The organism is Aquabacter sp. DMC10 (assembly GCF_056314145.1).
In genome coordinates, this window is sequence record NZ_JBQUYX010000011.1 from 204131 (window position 1) to 216036 (window position 11906).

Annotated in this window: 8 protein-coding genes; 7 read left to right on the top strand and 1 reads right to left on the bottom strand. The window is 65.9% G+C overall.

The features are described 5' to 3' along the window. Positions 1 to 23 precede the first annotated feature (23 nt). Both ACT54L_RS24480 and ACT54L_RS24485 read left to right on the top strand, forming a co-directional pair. A complete protein-coding gene (locus tag ACT54L_RS24480) occupies positions 24 to 1145 on the top strand; it encodes an efflux RND transporter periplasmic adaptor subunit (protein ID WP_476088275.1) in 1122 nt (373 codons plus the stop codon). Between the two features lie 12 nt (positions 1146 to 1157). Continuing rightward, positions 1158 to 4247, top strand: coding sequence for an efflux RND transporter permease subunit (locus tag ACT54L_RS24485; protein ID WP_476088276.1), 3090 nt, complete (start codon positions 1158 to 1160; stop codon positions 4245 to 4247). 88 nt (positions 4248 to 4335) lie between these two features. Here the strand turns inward: ACT54L_RS24485 and ACT54L_RS24490 are convergent, their stop codons facing one another. Further along, positions 4336 to 5133 carry an IclR family transcriptional regulator gene (locus ACT54L_RS24490; RefSeq protein WP_476088277.1) on the bottom strand — a complete coding sequence of 266 codons (798 nt, stop codon included), beginning with the start codon at positions 5131 to 5133 and terminating at the stop codon, positions 4336 to 4338. A gap of 166 nt (positions 5134 to 5299) precedes the next feature. Here ACT54L_RS24490 and ACT54L_RS24495 point away from each other — a divergent pair, with 166 nt between their 5' ends. From ACT54L_RS24495 to ACT54L_RS24515, 5 genes are all read left to right on the top strand, one after another. Further along, the gene (locus ACT54L_RS24495; protein WP_476088278.1) at positions 5300 to 6070 is read left to right on the top strand and encodes an enoyl-CoA hydratase/isomerase family protein; all 771 of its coding nucleotides are present in this window, start codon (positions 5300 to 5302) and stop codon (positions 6068 to 6070) included. 63 nt (positions 6071 to 6133) lie between these two features. After that, positions 6134 to 7201: an ABC transporter substrate-binding protein gene (locus tag ACT54L_RS24500; protein ID WP_476088279.1), complete on the top strand. Its 1068-nt coding sequence runs from the start codon at positions 6134 to 6136 to the stop codon at positions 7199 to 7201. A gap of 25 nt (positions 7202 to 7226) precedes the next feature. Continuing rightward, the gene (locus ACT54L_RS24505) at positions 7227 to 8309 is read left to right on the top strand and encodes an ABC transporter ATP-binding protein (protein ID WP_476088280.1); all 1083 of its coding nucleotides are present in this window, start codon (positions 7227 to 7229) and stop codon (positions 8307 to 8309) included. A 34-nt stretch (positions 8310 to 8343) separates the two neighbouring features. Continuing rightward, positions 8344 to 10113 carry an ABC transporter permease subunit gene (locus ACT54L_RS24510; protein ID WP_476088281.1) on the top strand — a complete coding sequence of 590 codons (1770 nt, stop codon included), beginning with the start codon at positions 8344 to 8346 and terminating at the stop codon, positions 10111 to 10113. A 32-nt stretch (positions 10114 to 10145) separates the two neighbouring features. Then, positions 10146 to 11663, top strand: coding sequence for an AMP-binding protein (locus ACT54L_RS24515; RefSeq protein WP_476088282.1), 1518 nt, complete (start codon positions 10146 to 10148; stop codon positions 11661 to 11663). Positions 11664 to 11906 lie beyond the last annotated feature (243 nt).

Genomic DNA, 11906 nt, shown 5'->3' on the forward strand with positions numbered 1-11906 from the left:
GCATCTGCGAGAAGAGACCACACATGAAAAAGCGGATGATCCTCATGCTGGTCGCCGTTGGCCTGATCTTCGGCGGGCTCTACGGCTTCCAGACCTTCAAGGCGACCATGATCAAGCAGGCGCTGGCCTCGCTCAAGGACCCGCCGCAGACGGTGGCCACCATGGCCGCGGCGCTGACGCCCTGGCAGTCCTCCATCAAGGCGGTGGGTTCCGTGCGCGCCGAGGCGGGTGCCGACCTGTCGCTGGAAAGCTCCGGTATTGTCGCCACGCTCAATTTCAAGTCCGGCGACGAAGTGAAGGAAGGCCAGGTGCTGCTCCAGCTGCGCAATGAGCAGGAGCTGGCCAATCTGGAAGCGCTGAAGGCGACCGCCAATGTCAGCGCCATCATCCTGAACCGTGACCAGGAGCAGCTGAAGATCCACGCCGTCAGCCAGGCCACCATCGACAGCGACACCGCCAATCTCAAGAAGGCGCTGGCCCAGGTGGCCGAGCAGCAGGCGGTGGTGGACAAGAAGACGCTCACCGCGCCCTTTTCCGGCCGTCTCGGCATAAGGTCCGTGGATCTCGGTCAATATGTGAGCGCCGGCACATCCGTGGTGACGCTCCAGTCGCTGAACCCCATCTTCATCGACTTCTACTTGCCCCAGCAGGCGCTGGCCGAGGTGCGCACCGGGCAGACCGTGAAGGCGAGCGTGGACACCTATCCCGGGCAAGCCTTTGAGGGCACGGTGACCGCCATCAGCCCCAAGGTGGATTCCACCTCGCGCAACGTTCAGGTGCGGGCGGAATTCCGCAATGACGATCATCGCCTGGTGCCCGGCATGTTCGCGACGGTGGATGTAGCCGTTGGCTCGCCGAGCCCCCTCATCACGGTGCCGCAGACCGCCATCATGGCCAACCCCTACGGCGACATTGCCTTCGTGGTGGAGAAGAAGGAGGGATCGAGCACGGGCCTTGCCGTCCGGCAGGTGTTCGTGAAGACCGGCGAGACCCGCGGCGACCAGATCGCCATCGCCTCCGGCATCACCGCCGGGGACGAGGTGGTGGTGGCCGGCCAGATGAAGCTGCACAACGGTTCGCAGGTGACCATCAACAACGCCGTCCTGCCCACCGACAATCCCTCTCCCTCCATTGTCGACAAGTGAGCGGAGGCAGCCATGTCGTCCTTCACCGATATTTTCATCCGCCGCCCGGTGCTGGCGATCGTGGTGAGCCTGTTGATCCTGGTGCTCGGCCTTCGCGCCATGAGCTCCATGCCCATCCTGCAATATCCGCGCACGCAGAATGCCATCGTCACGGTGACGACCAGCTATCCCGGCGCCAATCCCGATGTGGTCGCCGGCTTCATCACGACGCCGCTGGAAAACGCCATCGCTCAGGCCAATGGCATCGACTACATGACGTCCACCAGCACCACCGGCACCAGCACCATCACGGTCAACCTGCGGCTCAATTACGATACCGGCAAGGCGCTCACCGAGATCAACACCAAGGTCAATTCGGTGCTCAACCAATTGCCCACCGGCACCCAGCAGCCGGTGCTGACGGTGAAGGTCGGGCAGACCATCGATTCCATGTATATCGGCTTCCGCAGCGATGCCATCGCGGCCAACCAGATCACCGACTATCTGATCCGGGTGGTGCAGCCCAAGCTCCAGGCGGTGACCGGCGTGCAGACGGCGGAACTCCTGGGCAGCAAGACCTTCGCCATGCGCGCCTGGCTTGATCCCATCCGCCTCGCCGCCTATGGCGTGACCGCCTCGGAAGTCTCCACGGCACTCAGCAACAACGACTATATTGCCAGTCTGGGCAACACCAAGGGCCAGATGGTGCAGGTGAATCTCACCGCCTCCACCAGCCTGCACAATGTGGATGAGTTCAAGAACCTCATCGTCAAGCAGGCGAACGGCGCGGTGGTGCGGCTGAAGGACGTGGCCAACGTCACGCTGGGCTCCGATGACTATGATTCCGCCACCATGTTCAGTGGTCGCGAGTCCGTCTATATCGGCATCCAGATCGCCCCCTCCGCCAATCTGCTGGACGTTATCAAGGGCGTGCGGGCGGCTTTGCCGGAGATTGAGGCGCAGTTGCCCACCGGCCTCAGCATGGGCGTCATCTACGATGCCTCGGCCTTCGTGAACTCTTCCATCGAGGAGGTGGTGCACACGCTGGTGGAGGCGCTGGCCATCGTCACCCTGGTGGTGTTCGCCTTCCTGGGGTCCTGGCGTTCGGTGCTGATCCCGGTCATCGCCATCCCGCTGTCGCTGATCGGCACCTTCCTGATGATGCTGGCCTTCGGCTTCAGCATCAATCTCTTGACCCTGCTCGCCCTGGTGCTCGCCATCGGGCTGGTGGTGGACGACGCCATCATCGTGGTGGAGAGCGTCAACCACCACATGGAGGAAGGAATGAGCGCGCGCGAAGCGGCGTTTGCCGCAGCGCGCCAACTCGCCAATCCCATCATCGCCATGACGGTGGTGCTGATCGCGGTCTATGTGCCCATCGGCTTCCAGGGCGGGCTTACCGGCGCGTTGTTCACGGAGTTTGCCTTCACGCTGGTGGGGGCGGTGACCATCTCGGCCATTGTGGCCCTGACGCTGACGCCCATGATGTCGGCCCACATGCTGAAGCCGGTGGATCATGCCGGCGGCGATCTGGAATCGCGCATGGTGTTGGCGGTGGACAAGGTGATGGGCGCGGTGACCGCCGCCTATTCCCGCTCGCTCGATTCCGCGCTGAATTATCTGCCGGTCATCGCGGTGTTCGCGGGCTTGGTGCTGTCCAGCATCTATTGGCTCTATGGCACAGCGCAGAGCGAGCTGGCGCCGGAAGAGGACCAGGGTATCATCCTCGCCCAGAGCATCTCGGCGCCCAATGCGACGCTTCAGCAGAAGCTGCTTTACAACAGGGCGACCTATGAGACCTTCGCCAAGCACCCGGAGACCGAGACGGTGTTCCAGGTGGAGGCGCCGAGCACCAGCATCGCCGGCTGGGTGCTGAAGCCCTGGGACGAGCGCAAGGCCACCACCAAGCAGCTCCAGCCTATGATCCAGCAGGAGTTGAACCAGGTGGCCGGTCAGAAGATCGTCGCCTTCCAGACCTCCCCGCTGCCGGGCTCCAACGGCCTGCCCATGCAGATCGTCATCGGCACCTCCGATGGCTTCGACAAACTGAATGCGGTGGCGGCCAAGTTCCTCCAGGATGCCCTCGACACCGGGCTGTTCATCTTCCTCAACAATGACCTGAAGATCGACCAGCCGCAGGCGTCCATCGTCATCGACCGCGAGAAGACCTCGCTGCTCGGCTTGTCCATGAGTGACGTGGGCGGGGCGCTGTCGTCCCTCATGGGGGGCGGATATGTGAATTATTTCAGCCTGGATGGGCGGTCCTACAAGGTCATCCCCCAGGTGCAGCAGGAGGCGCGCCTCAATACGGATCAGGTGCTTGATTATTATATCCGCACCTCGGACGGCACCATGGTTCCCCTCTCCACGGTGGCGCGGATCGAGACCAAGACGGTGCCGGAATCGCTGAACCACTTCCAGCAGGTCAATGCCGCCACCATTGCCGGCGTGGTGGCGCCCGGCATCACCACGGGCGATGCCATCACGGCGCTGAAGGATCTGGCCCAGCGCACCCTGCCGCCAGGCTACACGCTGGATTTTGGCGGCGCCTCCCGCCAATACGTGCAGGAGAGCGGCGGCTTCGTCACCACCTTCGCCTTCGCCCTGATCGTGATCTTCTTGTCGCTGGCCGCCTTGTTCAACAGCTTCCGCGACCCGGTTGTGATCCTGCTCTCCGTGCCCATGTCGCTGGCCGGAGCGCTGATCTTCATCAGCCTCGGGGTCGGGGGCGCGAGCATCAACATCTACACCCAGGTGGGCCTTACCACCCTCATGGGGCTCATCAGCAAGCACGGCATCTTGATGCTGGAGGTGGCCAACGAACTGCAGCTGGAAGGCAAGACCAAGCGTGAGGCGATCCTTGCCGCCGCGACGCTCCGGCTGCGGCCGATCCTGATGACCACGGCGGCCATGGTTCTGGGCGTGGTGCCGCTCATCTTCGCTTCGGGTGCCGGCGCGGCCTCCCGCTATAATCTGGGCCTCGTCATCGCCACCGGCCTCGCCATCGGCACGCTGTTTACGCTCTATGTGGTGCCGGCCGCCTATGTTCTGATGGGCCAGACCCATCGGCGGGAGGTGCCCGAGGTGCCGGAAGGGACGGGCGTCTCCGCACCGGCGGGCTGAACGTTCGATCGCTTCAGGGTCTTCATGAACTCTGAAGCGATCTTGGGACGAGATGGGACGGCGCGCGCTCCATGGCGCGCCGTTGCGTTTATCGAAGAAGGCCGCCCTTGTATTGGGAGATGGAGCGGGCGGCCGCCGTCACCAGGGGCGAGAACTTCGCTTCGGCTTCCTCGGGGGTGAAGCGCGCGCTGGACACCGCCACGTTTACCGCCGCGATGGGCCGGCCGACCCGGTCGAGAATGGCCGCGGCGACCGACAGGTCGCCGGGATAAAATTCGCTGAAGGCCGTGGCGTATCCCTGTTTTGAGGCCTCTTCCAGCTTGGCTTCCAAGTCCGTCATGTCCACGGTGGTGGAGGGCGTGAAGGCCCGCCGCTCCGTCCGTTCAAGCACGGCAAGGGCTTCCTCCCGCGGCAGCATGGACAGCATGGCCATCCCCGGCGCGGTGCAGAAAGCCGGCATGCGCGTGCCGATGATGACATCCGTATTGAGCACGTGGCGGCTGAGGAAGCGGGACACGAACACGATCTCGGTGTCATCTCGCACCGTGAGATTGATGGTCTCCTCGGTGGTCTTGCTGAGGTGCTGGAGATAGGGCAAAGCCCGGTCCACCAGCGTATTGGCGCGCGTATAATGGTAGCCAAGGTCCAGGGTCCGGGCAGTCAGCTCGAAGTGCTTTGTGGCTGAATCCTTGCGCAGATAGCCGAGCCTTTCCAGCGTATGGGCGAAGCGCTGCGTCGCGCTCAGGTCGAGGTCGATGGCCTCCGCCAGTTGCGTCAGGCTCAAGGTGGGCCGCGCGGCATCGAAGGCGGTCAGCACCCGGAACGCCTTTTCCACCGACTGGACCATCAGCCCGTCCCGCCGCTCCTGCGCTTTTTCCTTTGCCATTTTTTCCTCCGCGCGTGGCGGCGGCCAACCTGAAGGTGCGCGCCCTCGCCTGTTGACAGGACGCGCAGATCGCCGCATCGTAAGCAACATGAAATAAAAGTTATCGCATTGCGATAAACTTGGCAAGCCCCCAACCAGCCTGAGAAGCTCCAGCAGGAGAGACGTCGTGGCAGATTTCATTCTCACCGAACGGCGCGGTCCCGTCGGCATCGTCACCCTGAACCGGCCGGAGGTGCTCAATGCCTGGAACCGACCGATGCGGGAGGCGCTGATCGCCGCCTTTGACACCTTCGAGGCTGCCGCCGAAATCCGTGCCATCGTGCTGACCGGCGCCGGCGACCGGGCTTTCGGGGCGGGCCAGGATCTCAACGAGACCAAGTCCTTCAATGCCGACCGGGCGGAGGAATGGGTGGCGGAATGGGAGCGCCTCTATGATCGGATGCGGTCCCTGTCCAAGCCGCTCATCGGTGCGCTCAACGGCATTGCCGCCGGGTCTGCCTTCCAGGTGGCGCTGCTGACCGACCTGCGGGTGGGCCATGACGGCGTGCGCATGGGCCAGCCCGAGATCAATTCCGGCATCGCGTCCACCACCGGGCCTTGGATCATGCGGGAGATGATCGGCCTTGCCCGCACCATCGACCTCACGCTCACCGGCCGCCTGATGGATGCGGACGAATGCTACCGGATCGGCCTCATCAATCGCCTGGTGCCCCGCACCGAGGTGCTGGCCGAGGCCGTCAAGCTGGCGGAAGAGCTGGCCGCCAAGCCGCCGGTGGCCATGCGCCTCGATCGGCAGCGCTTCCGCGAAATGACCCAGCCCGGCTTTGAGGACTGCCTGGCCGCCGGCATCCGCATCCAGCGCGAGGCCTACGCCTCCGGCGAGCCCGCCCGGATGATGGAAGCCTTCCTCGCTCAGCGGGCCGCCCGCCGCGCCTGAACCTTCAACCTCGCGCAAGACCGCACAAGCGGCGCGCTGCGTCTTTCCAGAGGGGACCAGACCATGACCGATCTCCCATCGAAGCTCTCGCGCCGCGCCGCCTTGCTGGGCGCTGGCGGACTTGCCTTGGGCCTGGCGACGCCGGCCCTCCTCCGTCCGGCCCGTGCGGCTGGCGGCAGCCTCACAGTGGCCGATCCCGGCGGTCCCTATTCGCCGGGCTATCGCAAGGCCTTCTATGATCCGTTCGAGAAGGCGACCGGCATCAAGGTGGTGAACGTGGCGCGCGATGCCGAACCCACCGCCCAGTTCAAGGCCATGGTGGAAACCAAGGCCTATACCTGGGACGTGTGCACGCTGACGCTCTCGGCCCGCGACATCCTTGCCAAGCAGGACCTGCTCGCCCCTATCGGATTTTCCGCCGCCGAGGTGCCCGGCCTGATGCCGGAGGCTCTCACCGGGCTTTGGATGGGGGTGGACGTCTATTCCACCATCATGGCCTATCGCACCGACCGCCTGAAGAAGGCGCCGCAATCCTGGGCCGACTTTTGGAACGTGAAGGAGTTTCCCGGCCGCCGCTCGCTGCGCAAGAACCCCATCGACACCCTGGAACAGGCCCTCCTCGCCGATGGGGTGCCCCTGGACAAGCTCTATCCCCTCGACGTGGAGCGGGCGTTCAAGAGCCTTGAGCGCGTCAAGCCGCACGTGGATGTGTGGTGGGCCTCCGGCGCCCAGTCGAGCCAGCTCATCCAGAGCGGTGAAGTGGACATGATCGCCCTGTGGAACGCACGCGGACAGGCTGCCATCGACGGCGGCGCGCCGGTGAATCTGGTCTGGAACCAGGGGCTTTATTCCATTGAGGGCTGGGGCATTCCCAAGGGTTGCCCGCGCCTGAAGGAAGCCCAGGACTTCGTGAAGTTCTGCGCCGGCGCGAAGCAGCAGGCCCTGTTCACGGAAACCCTGGCCTATGGGCCGACCAATCTTCAGGCCTATGCCGACATTCCCGCGGCCCGCGCCACCGCGCTGCCCACCGCGCCGGCAAACCTGAAGGTCATGACCATCGCCCGCGAGGACTGGTGGAGCGTGAACCGGTCCGCCATGACCGAGCGCTTCAACACCTGGCTCCTGGGCTGAGCGCGTGGCCGCGGAAGGCGCCCCCATGCTTGCACCCTCCCCAAGGTCGGACACCGCCCTCGGCACGCCCAAGCTGCGGGTCGAGGGCCTCGCCAAGACCTATGGCGCAATCCCCGCGCTGAAACCCACCGACCTGTCGGTCCCCGCCGGAGAGTTCCTGACCCTTCTGGGGCCGTCCGGCTCCGGCAAGACCACCTTGCTGCAGATGATCTGCGGCCTGACGCCGCCGAGCGCGGGGCGCGTCCTGCTCGACGGGCGGGACGAGACCCGCACGCCTGTCCATCGCCGGGACATCGGGCTCGTCTTCCAGCACTATGCGCTCTTTCCCCACCTGACCGTGCGGGAGAACATCGCCTTTCCCTTGCGCATGCGCCGCTTGCCCGCGGCGGAGGCCGCGCGGAAGGTGGAGGCGGCGCTGGAGATGGTGCAGCTCGGCCACCTCGGTGGCCGCTTCCCCCGCGAGCTGTCCGGCGGGCAGCAGCAGCGCGTCGCGCTGGCCCGCTGCTTCGTCTATCAGCCCTCCGTGATCCTGATGGACGAACCACTGGGTGCCCTCGACAAGAAGCTGCGCGAGCACATGCAGTTCGAGATCAAGCGCCTGCATCGGGAGACCGGTGCCACCGTCATCTATGTCACCCACGACCAGGAGGAAGCCCTCGCGCTCTCCGACCGCATCTGCCTGATGAACCATGCGGAGATCGAGCAGCTGGGGACGCCGGAGGAGATCTATGCCCGGCCGCGGACGGCGTTCGCCGCCGACTTCATCGGCATCTCCAACATCTTCCGCGGCGAGGTGCGGGCCGCGCCGGACGGCGGCGTTCTGGTCTCGCCGCTCGGCACGTTCCGCCTGCCCCGTGGGGCGCATCCGAACGGCCCCGGTGGGCTGGTGGTGAGGCCCGAGCAGCTTTGCGTGGGGGAGGGCGGCGACAATCGCATATGCGGGCATCTCAGCGAGACGGTTTACGCAGGTTCCGAGACCCGCCTGCAGGTGGCGCTAGCGGATGGTGCGAGCGCCATCGTGCGCCTGCCACCCGGCCATCCGGTGCCGCAGGTGGGCGCCCCCATCTGCCTGACCTGGGCGGCGGACTCGGCCGTGCTCGTGCCATGAGGAAAGCGTCGGAACGCCACGGGGAGAGACGCAGATGAGCCTTGCCGCCGCCATCCTGCGGCCTTCCCTGACCCGCCGAACAGCTTTCGGTCCGCTTTGGCTCGCCGTGCCCGGGCTCGCCTTCCTGCTGGTGTTCTTCGTCTTGCCGGTGGCCAGCCTCCTGGTGCTGAGCATCGAGAATGCCGACACGGGGCAGTTCACCGCCGCCCATTATCTGCGGATGGCCAGCGCCAGCGTCTATCTGCGCGTGCTTGGCATCACGTTCCGCATCTGCGGGGAGACCGCCCTGTTCTCGGTTCTGCTCGGCTATCCCCTGGCGTATTGGCTGGCCCGGCAGCCGGCGAGCCGCAGGGGACGTCTCGTGCTGCTGGTGCTGGTGCCGTTTTGGACCAGCTATCTCGTCAAGACCTTCGCCTGGATGATCCTGCTCGGCCGTTCCGGCGTCATCAACGGCCTGCTCGGCTCGGCGGGCATCATCGACGCGCCCCTCAGCCTGCTGCACAACGAGCTGGGGGTGATGATCGGCATGGTGCATGCGATGCTGCCCCTGGCGGTGCTCACCATGCTGCCGGTCATGACCGGCATCGACCAGCGCCTCGGCCAGGCCGCGGGCACGCTGGGCGCGGCACCGGGGCAGGCCTTCTGGCTGGTTTTCTTTCCCCTTTCCATGCCCGGCCTTGCCGCTGCGGGCCTCCTGACCTTCATCTCTTCGCTCGGCTTCTTCGTCGTCCCCGCTCTGCTGGGCGGACGACAGCAGACCATGCTGGCGCAGATGATCATCACCCAGGTTCAGGAGCTCCTGAACTGGGGCTTTGCCGGCGCCTTGGCCATGCTGATGCTGGTGGCCGCCCTTGTCACCTGCTGGCTCTATGACCGGGTGTTCGGCCTCTCCAGTCTTTCCGGCGAGGGCGGGCGCCATGCCGGCGCGCAAGGCCGGGGGCGGCGGCTGGGCCTGGCCGCCCTGCATGCCGCCGCCAGCCTCTGCGGACGCATGTCCGATGGTCTGCGCGCCCTGCTGGGAGACCGGGCCCTGGGCTGGGTCCTGCCGGCCTATGGCGGGCTGATCCTCGCCTTCCTCGTCGTGCCGGCGCTCCTGGTGCTGCCCATGGGCTTCACCTCGTCCTCGTTCCTGGAGTTTCCGCCGCCGGGCTATGGCCTGAAATGGTTCGAGGCCTATTTCTCGTCCCCGGTCTGGATCGCCGCAACGGTGCGCTCCTTCGGGGTGGCGCTGGCCACGGCGGTCCTGGCGACTGCACTCGGTGCCGCCGCCGCCCTGGCGCTGGCGCGGTCCACCTCGCGCTGGCGCGGCCTCGTGTTCTCCGCCTTTCTGGCGCCGATGATCGTGCCGCGCATCATTCTCGCGGTCGGCCTATTCTACCTGTTCGCGCGCATGGGACTGGTGGCCAGCGACCTGGGCCTTGTCATCGGCCACACGGTGCTGGCCTTGCCCTTCGCCCTGGTGGCCGTCTCCGCCGTGCTGAAAAGCTACGACTGGCGGCTCGACCAGGCCGCCGCCACACTGGGGGCCAGCCGCTTCCAAGCGCTGCGCCTGGTCACGGTGCCGATCGTGAAGGGCGGGCTTGGGGCCGCGTTCCTTTTTGCCTTCATCACGTCCTTCGATGAATTGAGCATCGCCTTGTTCGTCTCGGGCGGCATCAAGACCACGCTGCCCAAGCAGATGTGGGACGACATGATCCTGCAACTGAACCCCACCCTGGCGGCGGTGTCGGTGGTGATCTTCGTGCTCATCACGTCGCTGCTGCTCGTCGCCGAGGAGCTGCGCCGCCGCGCGTCGGCCCGGTGACAACCTGCTTGCTCCCAGATCACGGACCCCCCATGACCTTTCCCAGCGAGGGTTTCCTCGACCTTTTCCTCGCCCAGGCCGCCACCGAGCCGAAGCGCGTCTTCGCCAGCTTTGCGGGCGTGCCGATCCGCTTTGCCGAACTTGACCGGCAATCGGCCGGCCTTGCCGCCGCGCTCCGCCAGAAGGGCATCGCGGTGGGCGATCGCGTGGCGGTGATGATGCGCAACAACCCGGCCACACTTGCCGTGCTGTTCGCCATCGCGCGGGCGGGGGCGGTGTGGGTGCCGGTGAATGCACAGCAGAAAGGGGAGGGGCTGAAATATATCCTCGAGCACAGCGGCCCCAAGGTGCTCATTGCCGATGCGGATCTCATCGCGACCGTGGAGGCGAGCGGCGCCGTGTGGGACGGCCTGGCCCTGGTGCCCGCCGACCACCTGGACCTCCTGTTTTCCACCCCTCCGGAGACGGATCTTCCCCTCCCTGGGCCGGAGGCGCCCTTTGCCCTGATGTACACATCGGGAACCACCGGCCGCCCGAAGGGCGTGATCGTCACGCACCTTATGTTGCGCCTGGCCGGGGAAGGCGTGGCGCGGGTCTCCGCGGCCGGCCCCTCCGATGTCTTCTTCGTCTGGGAGCCGCTCTACCATATCGGCGGCGCCCAGCTCATCGTCCTGCCGCTTATCCGCGGCGTCCGGCTCGCCATGGTCGATCGCTTCAGCGCCTCCCGCTTCTGGGACCAGGTGCGTGCGGAGGGAGCCACCCACATCCATTATCTCGGTGGCATCCTCCAGATCCTGCTCAAGCAGCCCGCCCGCGCGGACGACCATCGGCATGATGTGCGCATCGCCTGGGGGGGCGGCTGCCCAAAGGAGGTCTGGGAGCCTTTCGAGCGCCGGTTCGGCATCCAGATCCGGGAATGCTATGGCATGACCGAAGCCTCCAGCATCACCACCTGCAATGATACCGGCCTCGTGGGCTCGGTGGGGCGCCCCATGCCCTGGTTCGAGGTCCTGTTGCTGGATGAGGCCGGGCAGACGGTGCCAAGGGGCGAGCGGGGGGAGATCGTGGTGGCCACCCGACTGCCCGGCGCGCTGACGCCGGGCTATTATGCCAACGCGGACGCTACCGCCCGTGCCCTGCGCAATGGTCGCCTGCATACGGGCGACCTCGGCTCGTGGGATGGCGCGGGAAACCTCCAATTCCACGGCCGCATGACGGACAATGTGCGTTGCAAGGGCGAGAATGTTTCCGCCTGGGAGGTGGAGCATGTGGCTGGCAGTCACCCCGCGGTGGAGGAGTGTGCAATCATCGGGGTCGCGGCGGAGGTGGGCGAACAGGACATCAAGCTGTTCGTGAAGCCGAAGGCGGGCGCGCGGATCGGCGCGTCCGAGCTTCTGGCGTGGCTGGAGCCGCGCCTCGCCAGCTACCAATTGCCTCGCTATGTGGCCGTGGTGGACGATTTTGAGCGCACGCCCAGCCAGCGCATCATGAAGCATCGCCTCTCCACCGCTACGGACGAGTGTTTCGACCGGCTGCGGGTCCCGGCTTGAATGGGCCAATGGACGGGCACGGGCCGCCCGCCGGACCCTGTCGGCTCAACGCTTTGCCCCTCCCTGACGCGGCATCCCACGGGTGCGATGCCCCGCAGTGTCCACAGCGCAAGGAACCAAAAGCGATTTCCGTTTTGAAGGGTGTTGACACGGCAAAGGGTCTGCCCCTATAACCCGGCCATCAACGACGGGCTGCGGCCGCGAGTTCAGCGGCTGGTTCGTCGTCTTTAGATGTCTCTCACG